This is a genomic window from Oxalobacteraceae bacterium OTU3CINTB1, assembly GCA_024123955.1.
Lineage (GTDB): Bacteria > Pseudomonadota > Gammaproteobacteria > Burkholderiales > Burkholderiaceae_D > Rugamonas.
Map to the genome: position 1 here is coordinate 2,133,374 of CP099652.1, position 16,238 is coordinate 2,149,611.

Consider the following 16,238-nt stretch of genomic DNA (forward strand, 5'->3'; position numbering starts at 1 on the left):
CTTTTTTTTCCTGCGGGAGGGTGTAACAGAACAAGAAACAGCGCCGGAAAGCGGCAATTTTGCCGCACTGCACATTTCTCCATGTACAACAGCTTGCGCGGCGGCTACACTCGTCAGTGCGTCGATGCCAGTCACTTTCCTTAAACGGTAACAAAAAAACAATCATGCAAGAGTTGAATCCAACGCAGATTGCCCAGCGTCTCGACCAGTTGACGGAACTCAGCGTTGCGCTGGGCGGCACCCACGACACCGATGCGCTGCTGGAGCGTATCCTGATTGTCGCCAAAAGCATGACCAACGCCGACGGCGGCACCCTGTACCGGCCCAGCGCGGACAAGCGCTTTCTCGATTTCAATATCCTGTGGAACGACAGCCTTGGCATCCGCCAGGGCGGCGGCGACGGCGAGCCGGTCACCGCGCCGCCGATTGCGTTGTACGACGACGGTGGCGGAAAGAACCTGGCCTCGGTGGCGGCGTACGCGGCCCATTTCGGCGTCTCGGTCAATATCGAGGACGTCTACCAGGCGGACGTCTTCAACTTTTCCGGCATGGTCGATTTCGACCGCCAGCGCAACTACCATTCGCAATCGTTCCTGACGGTGCCGATGAGCGACCATGAGGGCGAGCTGGTCGGCGTGCTGCAACTGATCAACGCGCTTGACACCGAAACCGGCGCCATCCGCGCGTTCTCGCCCACCGACCAGCGCTTCATCGAGGCGCTGGCCGCGCAGGCGGCGGTGGCGCTGACGCACCAGCGCCTGATCCGCCAGCTCGAGGAGCTGCTCGAAGCGCTGGTCAACCTGATCAACATCGGCATCGACGAAAAATCGCCCTACACGGGGCGCCATTGCCAGTTCGTGCCGGAGCTGACGATGATGCTGGCCGAGGCCGTGCACGCCACCGAGACCGGCCCCATGGCCGGCTTCCGCATGACCGACGCCGACCGCAAGGAACTGTGGCTGGCCGGCCTGCTGCACGATTGCGGCAAGATCACCACGCCGGTGCACGTGGTCGACAAGGCCACCAAGCTCGAGACCATCAGCGACCGCATCACCACCATCGACACCCGCTTCGAGGTGCTGCTGCGCGACGCCGAGATCGCCGCGCTGAAGCAAAAGCTGGCCGCCGGCGGCGCCGCCGATCCCGCGCGGCTGGCCGCGATCGACGCCGAGCTGGCGCGCCGCCAGGCCATGCTGCGCGACGAGCGCGATTTCATCCGCTTCGCCAACGTCGGCGCCGAGGCCATGTCGGCCGCGCACCAGCAGCGCGTGCGCGAGATCGCCGCGCGCCGCTGGACCGGGCCGGACGGCATCGACAGCGATTTCCTCGACGCCGACGAGGTGCAGAACCTGACCATCCGCTCCGGCACCCTGACCGAGGCCGAGCGCAAGATCATCAACAACCACATCGTCGTGACGATCCGCATGCTCGAGGCGCTGCCGTGGCCCAAGCACCTCAAGAACGTGCCGGAGTACGCCGGCGGCCACCACGAGCGCATGGACGGCAAGGGCTATCCGCGCGGCCTGACCGGCGACCGGATGTCGGTGCAGGCGCGCCTGATGGCGATCGCCGATATCTTCGAGGCGCTCACGGCCAAGGACCGTCCGTATAAAAAGGGTAAGATGCTGTCGGAGTCGCTGCGCATCCTCGGCCAGTTCTCGCTCAACGGCCACATCGACCCGCACCTGTTCGACATTTTCATTCGCAGCAAGATCTACCTGGACTTCGCCCGCCGCAACATGGACGAGAAGCAGATCGACGTCATCGACGAAGCGCGGATTCCCGGCTACACGCCTTAGCCATTTCGCCTGAAGGAGCGCCCGTGCCACTGTGGAGCCGTTGGGCCAAAACGCTGCGCAAGTACGCTCCGCGCTGGCTGCCGGGCATGCTCATCACCGCGCTTGGCGCGGCCTATGCGCTGGGCTGGTACGACAACGGCACCGTCGCCCGCCTCGACAGCCTGATCGCCGGCGAGCGCATGAAGCTGCAGGCGCCGGTGCTCGACCCGCGCATCGTCATCGTCGACATCGACGGCAAGGCGCTGACCGAATTCGGCCGCTTCCCGTGGAGCCGCGACATCCAGGCGCGGCTGGTCTCCCGGCTGACCCGCCATTACAAGGTGGGCGCGGTCGGCTACGATATCTCCTTTCCCGAGCCGGACACCAGTTCCGGTTACGGCGTGCTGGAAAAACTGTCGGCGGGGGAGCTGAAGGACGTGCCGGCGCTGCGCCAACGGCTCGAACAACTGCGCCCGGCGATGGACTACGACGGCCTGTTCGCCGCCGCGCTGCAAGGCCAGCCGGTGGTGCTCGGCTTTAACCTGTCGCCGGACCAGGTCAAGGGCGCGCTGCCGGCGCCGCTGTTTACCGAGCAGGATTTGAACGGCCGCGAACTGCTGGCCTATTCGGCCGACGGCTACGAGGCCAACGTCGCGCCGCTGGCGCGCGCGGCCGCCGGCGCCGGCAGCTTCTCGGTGGTCACCGATCCGGACGGCATCGTCCGCACCGCCGGCCTGATCCAGCAGGTCGGCGCCGGTTACTATCCGTCGCTGTCGCTGGCCACGGCCGCCGTGTACCTGAAGGCGCGCGCCATCAAACCCTACCTCGACCGCGCGGTCGAGCGCATGTCGCAAAGCCAGCAGGCCAGCGGCGGCTACGATTTCCTGTCGCTGTTCCTGCCCGGCGGCCAGCGCCTGATCCCGGTGGGCGAGGCGATGACGACGGTGATCCAGTTCCGCGGCGGCGGCGGGCCGCGCGGCGGCGCCTTCCGCTACGTGTCGGCGGCCGACGTGCTGGCCGGGCGCGCCCCGGCCGCTCTGCTCAAGGGCGCGGTGGTGCTGATCGGCACCACCGCGCCGGGCCTGGTCGACCTGCGGGCCACGCCCGTCAACCCCGAGTTCCCCGGCGTCGAAATCCACGCCAACATCATCAAGTCCATCCTCGACGACCAGTTCAAGGCGCGGCCGTTCTACGCCATCGTGCTGGAGGCGGGGCTGATCGTGCTGGCCGGCCTGGCGCTGACGTTCGCGCTGCCGGCGCTGGCGCCGTTGCAGGCCATCCTGCTGGGCGCTGCCGCGCTGGGCGCCAGCATCGGCCTCAACTACTACCTGTACAGCGCGCGCGACCTGCTGTTCCAGCTGGCGATGCAGCTCATCGTCATTGCCGCCATCTTTGTCTTCAACGTGGCGTGGGGCTACTTCTTCGAGGTGCGCAAGGGCAGGGCGCTGGTGTCGCGCTTCGGCGAATATGTCGCGCCCGAGCTGGTGGCCGAGATGGCCGCCAATCCCGAACAATACAATATGGACGGCGAAAGCCGCGAGCTGACGGTGCTGTTCGTCGACGTGCGCGGCTTCACCACCATCTCCGAGGGCCTGACGCCGAAGGCGCTGCGCGAATACATCAACCTGTACCTGACGGCGATGTCCGAGGACATCCGCGACAGTCATCGCGGCACGCTCGACAAATACATCGGCGACGCCGTCATGGCGTTCTGGGGCGCGCCGGTGGCCTTCGCCGACCACGCCCGCCGCGCCGTCGCCACCTCGCTGCTGATGCAGGCCAGCGCGCAGCGCCTCAACGACGATTTCATCGCGCGCGGCTGGCCGCCGCTGAAAATCGGCATCGGCCTGAACACCGGCCTGATGCACGTGGGCGACATGGGCTCCAAGATCCGCCGCGCCTATACCGTCATGGGCGACGCGGTCAATCTCGGCGCCCGGCTCGAGGGCATCACCAAGGTCTACGGCGTCGGCATCGCGGTCGGCGCGGCCACCCGCGCGGCCGCGCCGGAGTTCGCCTACCGTGAGCTGGACCTGGTGCGCGTCAAGGGCAAGCGCGAGCCGGTCGCCATTTTCGAGCCGCTGGCGCCCGCCGGCGGGCTGGACGCGGCCACCGCCGCCGGACTGGCGCGCTGGCACGAGGCGCTGGCCGCCGTGCGGGCGCAACAGTGGGATAGAGCCATGTCAATAATTTCCGAGTTGCATGATCTATACCCGGATCACCGCCTGTACTCGTTATACACTGAACGCATCGCCTATTACCGGGTCCATCCGCCGGGCGACGACTGGGACGGCGTCACAACGTTCGAGACGAAGTAGTGCTATAAATGCAATAATAATGCGCTTGCAATGATCGTCCCCGCTGAGCGTCGCGCCATGCCACAGAAAGCGAGAAATACATGCTTATTAGCAAAAAAATGCCGGCGCCAAGTCCAAACCCGACTAAACTTCTAGTAATATTTGTTTCCTTCCGGATATTTCTCGGCGGGCTCCGCATGCCAGTTGGTTTTGATGTTCACCGTTCGATCCATCCATGACTTACCCGCCCACGGCGTCGTCACCGGCGCGGTGGGCTGACGACCAGCCCCGATAGAGGATGCCTTCATGACAGCAGATCTTGATTGCCAACGCCAGCGCCAACTTGTGCGCGCCGGCGCGCCGCTGCGGCGCGGGTTGCGGCGCAAGCTGCTGTCCGTCCTGGTGGCGGCCTGTTATGGCGGCGCGGCGCAGGTTCACGCCGCCCCCGTCAATCCGACCGTCGTGGCGGGCCAGGCCAGCTTCAATTTCCAGGGCAAGACGTATTCCATCACCAATACGCCCGGCGCCATCATCAACTGGCAGGGCTTCTCGCTCGGCGCCGACGAGGTGGCGCGTTTCATCCAGCAAAGCGCCGACAGCAAGGTCCTGAACCGCATCACCGGCCAGGACCCCAGCGTCATCCTGGGCTCGCTGCAATCGAATGGCAAGGTGTTCCTGATCAACCCGAACGGCGTGCTGTTCGGCGCCGGCTCGCGGGTCGACGTCAACGGCCTGGTCGCCTCGAGCCTGGCGATCTCCAACGCCGACTTCCTGGCCGGCAAAAACACCTTCGCCGGCGGCGCCAACGCGGGCAGGGTCGTCAACCAGGGCGCGATCACCACGCCGGGCGGCGGCCAGATCTTCCTGATCGCACCGTCGGTGGAAAACAGCGGCATCATTTCGTCGCCCAACGGCGACGTGGTGCTGGCGGCCGGCCACAGCGTGCAATTGTTCGATTCGCGCGATCCCAACGTGCAGGTGGTGGTGTCGTCGCCGGCCGACCAGGCGCTCAACCTCGGCAGCATCGTCGCCCAGGGCGGGCGCGTAGGCGTGTACGGCGCGCTGGTCAACCAGCGCGGCGCCATCAACGCCGACAGCGCCGTGGTCGGCGCCAACGGCAAGATCCTCCTCAAGTCCAGCCGCACCACCTTGCTCGAGGCGGGCAGCAGCACCAGCGCGCGCGGCGTGGCCGATGGCAAGTCGGGCGGCAACCTCAACACCGGCGGCGACATCGTGCTGCTGGGCGCGCAGGTCGGCCTGACCGGCAATGCCGTGGTCGACGCCAGTGGCGGCGCCGGCGGCGGCACGGTGCTGGTCGGCGGCGATTATCAGGGACGGGGCGACGGCAACACCGCGGCGCTGCCGAACGCGCAGCAAACCTATGTGGGCAGGGACAGCGTGATCAAGGCCGACGCCACCGGCCTGGGCGACGGCGGCAAGGTCATCGTCTGGAGCGACCGGGCCACGCAGGTGTACGGCGCCATTTCCGCGCGCGGCGGCGCGGCCGGCGGCAACGGCGGCTTCGTCGAAACCTCCGGCCATTATCTGGACATGCAGGGCAGGGTCGACACGCGCGCGCCGAAGGGCGCGACCGGCCGGCTGCTGCTGGACCCGAGCGACATCTACATCGCCAGCGACCTTGGCACCGCCACGGCCGCCGGCATGACGGGCGCCGTTTCGTGGAACACGCCGCCGAACAATAGCGGCGTGTTCCTGGAAACGGCGGCCGTGGCCGATTCGCTGCTGCTGACCAGCACCTTGCAGGGCGCGCTGGCGACCACCGACGTCACCGTCAGCACCGCCAACAGCGCCGGCACCGGCAGCGGCAAGATCAGCGTGCTCAGTCCCGTCACGTGGACCTCGACCCACGGCCTGACCCTGAACGCCGACGCCGGCATCGAGTTGAAGGCGTCGATCGACGGCGCCAACGCCTCGCTGCGCCTGAACGCGGGCGGCGACATCACACTCGCACAGCCGATCTCCATTTCCGGTGACCTGACCCTGAACGCCGCCAACAATATCGTCGCGCCACACGCCGTCTTCGTCGGCGGTACTTTCACGCTCGCGGGCGGCAAGTGGAAGCAGACCGGCGCCTTGCCCGCCTTCGCCGCCCGCGATTTCCGGCTCGACGGCGGCACCTTCGTGCGCGCCACGAGCGGCGACGGCAGCGCGGCCACGCCGTATCTGCTCGACGACATCTACGGCTTGCAGGGCGCCGGCGGCTTGCCGGCGTCGACATGGTTCAGCATCAACAAGGACATCGAGGCCGGCGGCACGGCCTACTGGAACGCGGGCCAGGGCTTCGCGCCGCTCGCCAACACCGATTATCCGTATGCCGGCACGTTCAACGGCAACGGCTACAAGATCAACGACCTGAGCATTAACCGCGCCGGGTCCAACAACGTCGGCCTGTTCTCGGTGCTGGGCGGCGGCACCATCAAAAATCTCAGCCTGGCCGATGGCAGCGTGCGCGGCGGCGTCAACGTCGGTGGCCTGGTCGGCAGCGTCGTTGCCGGCGCCGGCGGCATCATCGACAACGTCGGCTCGTCCGCCGCCGTCACCGGCGTGACCAACGTCGGCGGCGTGGTCGGCGACAACGGCGCGGCGCTCAGCAACGCCGCCGCCAGCGGCGCCATCACCGGACTGGCCGGCGCCAACGCCGCCAATATCGGCGGCCTGGCCGGCCGCAACCTCGGCGCCATCAGCGCCTCGTCGGCCAGCGGCGAGGTCAATACGACCGGCTTCGGCTACGCCGGCGGTTTGGTCGGCAGCAACGCCAACGACGGCAGCCGCGTCGGCAGCATCACCACCTCGCACGCCAGCGGCAACGTGACGTCGACCGGCGAGATCGTCGGCGGCCTGGTGGGCGACAACAACGGCGGCGTCATCGGCATCGCCTACGCCACCGGCAATGTGCAGGGCGGGCGAAACGTCGGCGGCCTGGCCGGCCGCAACAACCTCCTCAACGGGACCGGCGGCAGCATCGCCAACGTCTACGCCAGCGGCAATGTCAGCGGCAATTTGCTGGACTATAACCTGAGCCACGCCAACATCGGCGGGCTGCTGGGCGAGCTGTTCTCGGGCACGGTCAGCAACGGCTACAGCAGCGGCATTGTCAGCGACAGCGGGTTCTCCGGTGTCGGCGCCATGGTCGGGACTTTGGGCACGGGCAGCATGAGCAACGGCTACTTCAACGCCGATACGGCCGGCCTGCCTTATGACAGCGCCGGCATCGGGCTGACCGGCAAGCAGAACCGTCAGCAATCGAATTACGCCGGCTTCGACTTTTCCACCATCTGGCGCAATTACGACGGCCACACCGCGCCGATGCTCAAAAGTTTCCTGACTCCGAAAACGATCGCGGTCAGCGGCGGCGGCAGCGGCGTCACCAAGACCTACGACGGCGCCTCCGCCGCGTTCGCCGGCAGCGCCACCGGCGTGGTCGCGGGCATCAACGGCACCCTGGGCTACGACGGCGCCGTCAATGTCGGCAGCTACGACCTGGGCGGCCTGTGGTCGACCCAATACGACATCACCTACACCGGCGCCAGTCCGCGCCTGGTCATCCAGCCGCGCACGGTAACGGCCACCGTCACCGGCACCAAGACCTATGACGGCGTCGCCTATATGGAGCAAGCGGCGACCTACAGCTTCGGCAACCTGGTCGGCGGCGACACCTTGGGCGTCTCCGGGCTGGTCAGCTTCAGCGACAAGAACGCCGGCAGCGGCAAGGCGATGAGCGTGGCCAATCCCACCCTCACCAACAATGACTTCGGCAACTATGTGCTGGGCGGCGCCGTCGGTGGCAGCGGCAGCATCACCAAGGCATCGCTGGCGCTGTCGGGCCTGAGCGCCGTGTCGCGCCAGTACGACGGCACCTCCGCGGCACTGGTCGTCGGCATTGCGTCGGTGACCGGCATCAACGGCGACGATGTCGCGCTGGCCGGCGTGGCCGGCGGGACCGCGACCTTCAACAACAAGAACGTCGGCACCAATAAACCGGTCACGGTCAACACCGGCGGCTTGAGCCTGACGGGGGCCGACGCCGCCAACTATCTGCTGGTCGCGCCGTCGGACTTGAGTGCCGACATCACGCCGGCCACGCTGACGGCGTCCGGTTTTACGGCCAACAGCCGCGTCTACAACCTCGACTACGACAGCGCGACGCAATCCTGGGGACGCCGCGCCACCCTCGGCAACGGCGTGCTGGGCGGCGTGATCGGCGGCGACCAGGTCGCCATCGGCGGCACCAGCGCCAGCTTCGCCAACAAGAACGTCGGGACCGGCAAGAGCGTGACGGTCCACGGCATCACCTTGAGCGGCGCCGACAGTGGCAACTACGTGGTGGGCAACCTGCCGACCGGACTGACGGCCGACATCACGCCGGCCGCGCTGACGCTGACGCTGGCCCCGCGCGACTACAACAACAGCGCGGCGGGCACCCTGGCCGGCGCCACCCTGAGCGGCGTGCTGAGCACCCCCGGCGGCGCCGCCGACATCGTGTCGCCGGCGTCCAGCGGCGCCACGGCGAGTTACGTCGACAAGAACGCCGGCGCCGACAAGACGGTCACGTTGGGCGGCGCGCCCCTGTTCGGCTACGACGCCGGTAACTACATCGTGACGGCGGCCAAGGGTACCATCACGCCGCGCGCGCTGGCCACCTGGACGGCGACCGGCGGCGGCTTGTGGAGCGACGCCGCCAACTGGCAGGACGGCGTGGCGCCGTCGGCCGCCAACGTGCTGTCGGCGGCGCTGAACAACGCCGGCGGCATGGTCACCTACGACATCGGCGCCGGCGCCACCACGTTGACGTCGCTGCGCGCGAACGGGCAGGGCCTGAGCCTGACCGGTGGCGCGCTGACCCTGAACGGCACCGGCGCCGACGCCTCGTACGCCAATGGCGGCGGTCTGCTGCTGGGCGGCGGCGCGCTGGTGCTCAACGGCCACATGCAGATCAGCAATCTGGCGTTGAGCGGCGGTGTGCTGTCCGGCGCCGGCGGCGCCACCCAACTGGGCGTCGGCACCTTGTCGCAGAGCGGCGGCGCCATCGATATCGACGGCACGCTCACGGTGGGCAACGGCGGCGATATCGCCATCGGCAACGCGCGCGCGCAGGCCGGCATCACGCTCAATGCCGCGCAGGGCGGGATTACCCAGACCGGCGCGCTGGTGACCGACAGCCTGCACGCGCTCGCGGCCAACGGCATCGCGCTGACCAACGCCGGCAATCAGGTCGGCGCCTTCGAGGCTATCGTCAACGGCAACGGCAATATCGCGCTCAACAATACGGTGTCCAGCGGCGAGCTGGCGCTGGGCACCATCAGTACCAGCGGCAATATCATCATCGACAACCACGGCGGCATCCACACCACCGGCGACATCGCCGGCGCCGGTGGCCTGGTGTCGATCACCGCGCACAGCCCGATCACGGTCAACAACGAGATCAGCGCCGTCAACATCGTGCTCGACGCCAGCAGCGACATCAGGCTGGCCAATACGTCGGCGCTGAACGCGGGCGGAGCGATCGGCCTGAGCGCCGGCGACGGCATCGTGCTGGGCGGCAGGTTGAGGGTGCCCTCGAGCGGACGCATCACCGCCACGGCCGCCAGGGGCGATATCACCTCCCTGGAGGGCACCAACATCAACAGCAACGGCGCGCCGGTGACCTTGACCACCGTACAAGGTTCGATCGATGTGCCATCCCACATATTTGTCGGGCAGACGACGGCCACGCTGAATGACGGCGCCGCCGCTGCGGCGGCTGCCGCCGCCAAGGCCGCCGCCGATGCCGCCGCCAAGGCCGCCGCAGATGCCGCCGCCAAAGCCGCAGCCGACGCCGCCGCCAAAGCCGCAGCCGATGCCGCCGCCAAGGCCGCAGCCGATGCCGCCGCCAAAGCCGCAGCCGACGCCGCCGCCAAGGCCGCAGCCGACGCGGCAGCCGCCAAGGCTGCAGCCGACGCCGCAGCCGCGAAGGCCGCCGCCGACGCGGCCGCCAAAGCCGCAACCGACGCCGCCGCCAAATCGGACGCCGATGCGGCCGCCCAAGCCGCCGCCGACGCCGCGGCCAAGGCGGCAGCGGACGCCGCCGCCAAGGCAGCCGCCGATGCGGCCGCCGTGGTGGCGGCGACCCAGGGCCGTCCAGGCGAGCCGGTGGGGCAGGCGCTCAACGCCACGGTCAATGTGATCAATACGGTCGCCGCCACCCAGTCGCGGCCGGGAGGCACCGGCCGCGACACGGACCAGGCGTCCGACACCAAAAATGGCGGTACCGCGCCCGACAAGGAGCTGGCCGTCCGCAGCGGCGCCGCCGTCACGGCCGGCGAGAAGATCGACGTGGCCAAGAAAATGTATTGCAACTAATGCGGCCTGAAATCCAACACCCGCCACGGTGATTTAACAGTTGATACTTGCAAATCAGCATCATTCTCTGGCCGAACATGTTAACATCGGGGTGGTAACCCAGTTGTGGCGTGTCGAACAATTAACATTTCCCGCGACTGACAGCGACAAAAATTCAAAGAGCCAATAATGACCGATCGTTTTCCCTGCTTGCTAGCCAGCGCCCTGCTTGCCTTGACCGTGCCAACGGCCTGGGCGGAGGAGCCTGCGAGCGACAGCGCCGCCATTCGTTTCGATATTTCCCGCTTCGACGTGCAGGGCAATACCCTGCTGCCGGCGGAGCGGATCGAACCGTTGCTGGCGCCGTTCACCGGCAAAACGCGCGATTTCGGCGATGTGCAGCGCGCGCTCGAGGCGCTGGAGGGGGCCTACCATGCGCAGGGCTACAATGTCGTCACCGTCGAGCTGCCCGAACAGGAACTGAACCGTGGCGTGGTGCTGTTGCGGGTGGTGGAAACCAAAATCGGCCGGGTCGGCGTCAAGAACAACCAGTATTTCGACGAAGCCAACATCCGCCGCAGCCTGCCGGCGCTGCAGGAAGGGCGCACGCCGAACCTGCAGGCCGTGTCGGCCAACCTCAAGCAAGGCAACGAGAATCCATCCAAGCAGGTCACGCTCAAGCTGCAGGGCGGCGAGAAGGACGATGAAGTCGACGCCATGCTGGAGGTTAAGGACCAGCCCGTCTGGAAGGCGATGGCCAACGCCGACAACACCGGCACCGCGCAGACCGGCAAAACCCATCTGGGCTTCATCCTGCAAAACGCCAACCTGTTCGGCCTCGATCATGTGGCCTCGCTGCAATACACCACCTCGGCCGAGGAGCCGGGCCGGGTCAAGGTCTACGGCGCCGGCTACCACATTCCGCTGTACGCGCTGGGCGATTCGCTGGACTTCTTCGCCAGCTATTCCAACGTCGATTCTGGTACCGTGTCGGCCGGGCTGTTCAACCTGGCCGTCAGCGGCCGGGGCGCGGTCTACGGCGCGCGCTACAACCAGTCGCTGGCCAAGCGCGGCGAGTTCGACGCGCGCCTGACCTATGGCGTCGATGTCAAGGCCTTCAAGAACAACGTCGAACTGGTGGGGCAGCAAATGGGCAACCTCGGCAACGACGTCACCGTGCACCCGCTCAGCATCGCCTACACCGGCAACCTGCCGTTGGCATCGGGCGAGATCGGCGGCCAGGTCACCTTGCTGCGCAATATCTCCGGCGGCTCCAAGGGCGGCCAGCGCGACTTCACGCTGGCGCGCATCGGCGCCAAGGCCGACTACACCGTGCTGCGCCTGGGCGGCAGCGTGACGCGGGCGCTGGCCAACGACTGGCAGCTGCGCGCCATCGCCAACGGCCAATACAGCCGCGATGCGCTGATCCCGGGCGAGCAGTTCGGCGCCGGCGGCGCCACCTCGGTGCGCGGCTTCATCGAACGCGAAATCTCCAATGACAGCGGGGTCGCGGTCAACCTGGAGGCTTACACCCCCAACCTGTGCGGCCGCCAGGCCTGGAACTGCCGCCTGCTCGGCTTCGTCGACAACGCCTACATCAAGCGCAACCATGCGCTGCCGGGCGAACTGGAAAGCACGTCCATCGGCAGCGCCGGCGTGGGCGCGCGCTTGCTGCTGTCGACCTACGTCAACCTGCAACTCGATTATGGCCACGTGCTGCGCGCCGGCGCCACCGGCCGCGCCGACGCCAACCGCTTGCACCTGCGTTTGGGTCTTGCTTACTGAACGCCCCGAGAGACCACAATGAACAGTTACCGCACCCGCTCCAGCCGCCGTATCAGCCGCCAGCCGTCGTCCGCGAAACTGCGCCGCAAGGCGCTGGCCGTGCTGGTGGCGTCCGCCTTCGGCGCGGCCCAGGCCAATCCGGCGGCGCCAACCGTGGTGCATGGCGCGGCGAGCTTCAATCAGCAGGGCAACCTGTACTCGATCACCAACACGCCCAACACAATCATCGACTGGCGCAGTTTTTCGGTGAACGCGGGCGAGGTCACGCGTTTCATCCAGCAAAGTGCCGACAGCAAGGTCCTGAACCGCATCACCGGCCAGGACCCTAGCCGTATCCTGGGCTCGCTGCAATCGAACGGCAAGGTGTTCCTGATCAATCCGAACGGCGTGCTGTTCGGCGCCGGTTCGCGGATCGATGTCAACGGCCTGGTCGCCTCCAGCCTGGCGATCTCCAACGCCGACTTCCTGGCCGGTAAAAACACCTTCGCCGGCGACGCCAACGCGGGCAAGGTGGTCAACCAGGGCGCGCTTACCACGCCCAACGGCGGACAGATCTTCCTGATCGCGCCGGCGGTGGAGAACAGCGGCGTGATCTCGTCGCCGAACGGCGACGTGGTGCTGGCGGCCGGCCACAGCGTGCAATTGTTCGATTCGCGCGATCCTAACGTGCAGGTGGTGGTGTCCGCGCCGGCCGACCAGGCGCTCAACCTGGGCAGCATCGTGGCGCAGGGCGGGCGCGTCGGCGTGTACGGCGCGCTGGTCAACCAGCGTGGCACCATCAATGCCGACAGCGCCGTGCGGGGCGAACGCGGCCAGATCATCCTCAAGGCGGCCGGCACCACCATGCTGGAGGCGGGCAGCGTCACCAGCGCGGTCGGGGGCAATCTCAACACGGGCGGCGACATCCGCTTGCTGGGCGCGCGGGTCGGCCTGACCGGCAACGCCGTGGTCGACGCCGGCGGCGCGGCCGGCGGCGGCACGGTGCTGGCGGGCGGAGACTACCAGGGGAAGAATGCGGCGCTGCCGAACGCGCTGCAAACCTTCGTCGGGCGGGACGTGACCATCAGCGCTGATGCCGGCGCCAGCGGCGACGGCGGCAAGGTGGTGGTGTGGAGCGACGAGGCGACCCGCATGCACGGTTCCCTGTCGGCGCGCGGCGGCGCACGGGGCGGCAATGGGGGCCTGATTGAAACCTCCGGCCATTACCTTGATGTGGCGCGCGCGCGCGTGGACGCCGGCGCCGCGGCCGGCCAGGGCGGCAAGAACGGCACCTGGCTGCTCGATCCCTTCGACATCGCCATCATCAAGGATTCCAACCTCCAGACCCCGCTGTCGGATGTGGCCTCCTTCGACCAGGCCACCAGCGGCGTGACCGAGGTCGACTCCGGCGCCTTGAGCGGCGCCACCGCCAACGTGGTGTTGCAGGCGCAGCACGACATCACGTTCGGCGCGGCCGTCCACAACGCCAATAGCGGCGTTAGCCTGACGGCGCGGGCGGGCAACGACATCCGCGTCAACGCCGAGCTGGCGATGTCCGGCGAGATCCGGCTGACGGCCAACGACGACGGCGCCGGCACCGCGAGCGGCAGCGGCGCCGTGAGGATCGCCTCGCTGGGCGCCACCACCACCACGCTCGACAGCCGTGGCCACGCCATCTCGCTGGCCGGCCGCGCCGTTAACGTTGACGGCAAGGTCGATTCCGGCGCCGCCGGCACCCTGACACTCGAGGCCGCCAACGTGGCGCTGGGGGACAATGCCACCGTCACCGGCGGCGATATCGGCATCAAGGCCAATGCGCTGGCAGTGGGCGGCAGCGCCCGCATCAGCGGCCAGGGCAGTGGGGCCCAGGTGCTGATCACGGCGGCCGGCGATGTCAACGTCGGCACCGGCGCGAATGGCAACGGCAACGGCAGCGACGCGATGGCCGTGGGCGAATCCACGCTCAAGCAAATCGACAACGCCGACGTCACCATCGCCAGCGCCAGCGCCGATGGCGTGGTCGCGGTGAGCGGTTCGCTCGACCTGACCGGCTCAAGCGGGTACGTTCGCAACCTTACGCTGGGGTCGGGCCGCACCGGCAACGTGCTGATCGACGCTGCCACCCGCATCAACGGCACGCTGAGGTTGAGCGCGTTGGAGGTGAACGTCAACGCGGCGACCACGGCCGATACGGTAACGATCGTGGCCAACGCGATGGACCTGAACGCCAACGTCACGGCCAACCTGGCCAGCGTGCGGCCAGCCGCCGGCGGATACCACATCGAACTGGGCGGCACCGGCTGCGTCAACACGGTCAGCTGCCTGCTGGTGAAGGATATCCGCTATCTGAAGGCGCCGACCTTGGTGATCGGCAGCCGGAACGCCGAGCATAACGTGGCCGGCATTGCCGTCGCGGGCATCGCGACCACAGGTTCCCTGGCGGCGCAGCGGGACCCGGGCACCACGAGTATCGCCCTGTTGAGCAACGGCGGCGCCATCACGCAAACCGGCGCCATCAACGTCGAGAACCTGGCCGTCGCCAATGCAGGCGACATCACGCTGAACAACGCAGGCAACCGGGTGGTCAACCTGGCGGTCTCGCAACAGGGAGCCGGCAACGATTTTGAGTTGAAGAACAGCTTCAGCACGGCCATCGCCACATTGCGCGGTGCTGATCTGTACAGCATCAGCGGCATCGATACCGATGGCGACGTGACGCTGGACGTCAACGGCGCCATCACCACGGCCGGCGGCATGAATGGCACGCCCATCACCGCCAACCACCTGACGATGAACGCCACGGGTGGCATCGGCTCGTCGGCCGCGCCACTGCTGACCAAGGTTTCGCAACTGTCGGCGGTCAACCGCGCCGGCGGCGGCAGCACGGCGGCGATCAACATCGCCAATGTCAACAACACGGCGCATGCGGAAGCGTTGACGGTGACGAAGGCGCAGCAGTTTCCCTTCTTCGGCGACAACAACGGCGCGATCACTATCGATAATGCCGGTGCGATGCTGATCGCCGCCGCGCCGTCGTCGCTGGAGGAGGGCTTGTATGGCGTCAGGACCAATAGCGGCGCCATTACGCTGCAAACCCATAGCCCGTTGACCATCGAGGGGACGGTGAGTTCCTTCTCCGGCGATATCAGCCTGGCGGCTGGCGACAGCTATGATCCGAGCAATACGATGACCTTCGGTGACGCGGCCAGTGTGATCTCGTTTGGCGGCTCGGTGACGATGACTGCGACCACTTTCGCGCTTGGCGGCAGCACGGTGTTCGGCTCGAATGGCGGCTACACGCAGAATACTCATATGGCGCCGACGCCAACTCCGACGCCAACGCCAACTCCGACTCCGACTCCGACTCCGACACCGACGCCGACACCGACGCCGACGCCAACTCCGACGCCGACGCCAACGCCAACGCCAACGCCAACGCCAACGCCAACGCCAACACCGACGCCGACGCCAACGCCAACGCCGACACCGACACCGACACCGACACCAACGCCAACGCCTACGCCTACGCCGACGCCGACACCGACACCGACGCCAACACCAACGCCAACACCGACGCCAGAGCCGACGCCTACACCAGCGCCGACACCGACGCCAACGCCTACGCCTACGCCTACGCCAGAGCCGACGCCTACACCTACACCAACGCCAACGCCAACGCCAACGCCAACGCCAACGCCAACGCCAACGCCAACGCCAACCCCCACCCCAACCCCAACCCCAACCCCAACGCCAGTGTCGGCGGATATCTGCACCATCGCGCCAAACTCCGCGCTATGCCAGGTATTGTCGCCGCCCAGCGCGAGCGAGCCGGTCAAGCCAGTGTTGCTGGCGAGTACAGAAGTCATCAAGACGGTCACGCGCGCCGCGTCGACCCCGTCGCCAGGGCCGGACGATAAAACCGACGAACCATTGTCGAGCGAACCGAAGTCGCAAAGCAGCAGCACCACCACCACCGAAAACACCGGAAAACAAAATGCCCCTGCCAAGAAAACCTACTGCAACTAGGCGTGTTGCAACCCAAACCCTCCTCCAGGGTCTG

The 16,238-nt window shown here is 67.4% G+C and carries 6 protein-coding genes; 5 read left to right on the plus strand and 1 reads right to left on the minus strand.

The annotated features are described in order from the left end of the window. Window positions 1-164: 164 nt before the first annotated feature. Window positions 165-1,799, plus strand: coding sequence for a GAF domain-containing protein (locus NHH73_09330; GenBank protein USX28462.1), 1,635 nt, complete (start codon window positions 165-167; stop codon window positions 1,797-1,799). An 86-nt stretch (window positions 1,800-1,885) separates the two neighbouring features. After that, window positions 1,886-4,096, plus strand: coding sequence for an adenylate/guanylate cyclase domain-containing protein (locus NHH73_09335; GenBank protein ID USX29595.1), 2,211 nt, complete (start codon window positions 1,886-1,888; stop codon window positions 4,094-4,096). A 131-nt stretch (window positions 4,097-4,227) separates the two neighbouring features. On the opposite strand, the gene NHH73_09340 is transcribed toward NHH73_09335, so the two are convergent. Then, window positions 4,228-4,383: a hypothetical protein gene (locus tag NHH73_09340; protein ID USX28463.1), complete on the minus strand. Its 156-nt coding sequence runs from the start codon at window positions 4,381-4,383 to the stop codon at window positions 4,228-4,230. Here NHH73_09340 and NHH73_09345 point away from each other — a divergent pair. From NHH73_09345 to NHH73_09355, 3 genes are all read left to right on the plus strand, one after another. Then, window positions 4,382-10,435 carry a YDG domain-containing protein gene (locus NHH73_09345; GenBank protein ID USX28464.1) on the plus strand — a complete coding sequence of 2,018 codons (6,054 nt, stop codon included), beginning with the start codon at window positions 4,382-4,384 and terminating at the stop codon, window positions 10,433-10,435. The two genes, NHH73_09340 and NHH73_09345, sit on opposite strands and share 2 nt — an antisense overlap. 168 nt (window positions 10,436-10,603) lie before the next feature. Next, the gene (locus tag NHH73_09350) at window positions 10,604-12,199 is read left to right on the plus strand and encodes a BamA/TamA family outer membrane protein (protein USX28465.1); all 1,596 of its coding nucleotides are present in this window, start codon (window positions 10,604-10,606) and stop codon (window positions 12,197-12,199) included. A gap of 18 nt (window positions 12,200-12,217) precedes the next feature. After that, window positions 12,218-16,204 carry a filamentous hemagglutinin N-terminal domain-containing protein gene (locus NHH73_09355; GenBank protein USX28466.1) on the plus strand — a complete coding sequence of 1,329 codons (3,987 nt, stop codon included), beginning with the start codon at window positions 12,218-12,220 and terminating at the stop codon, window positions 16,202-16,204. The last annotated feature ends 34 nt before the right edge of the window (window positions 16,205-16,238 follow it).

What these genes read in the sequence shown, in the direction of transcription:
- NHH73_09330 (USX28462.1), top strand. Translation starts at nt 165, where the DNA reads ATGCAAGAGTTGAATCCAACGCAGATTGCCCAGCGTCTCGACCAGTTG.
- NHH73_09350 (USX28465.1), top strand. Translation starts at nt 10,604, where the DNA reads ATGACCGATCGTTTTCCCTGCTTGCTAGCCAGCGCCCTGCTTGCCTTG.
- NHH73_09355 (USX28466.1), top strand. Translation starts at nt 12,218, where the DNA reads ATGAACAGTTACCGCACCCGCTCCAGCCGCCGTATCAGCCGCCAGCCG.
- NHH73_09335 (USX29595.1), top strand. Translation starts at nt 1,886, where the DNA reads ATGCTCATCACCGCGCTTGGCGCGGCCTATGCGCTGGGCTGGTACGAC.
- NHH73_09345 (USX28464.1), top strand. Translation starts at nt 4,382, where the DNA reads ATGACAGCAGATCTTGATTGCCAACGCCAGCGCCAACTTGTGCGCGCC.
- NHH73_09340 (USX28463.1), bottom strand. Translation starts at nt 4,383, where the DNA reads ATGAAGGCATCCTCTATCGGGGCTGGTCGTCAGCCCACCGCGCCGGTG.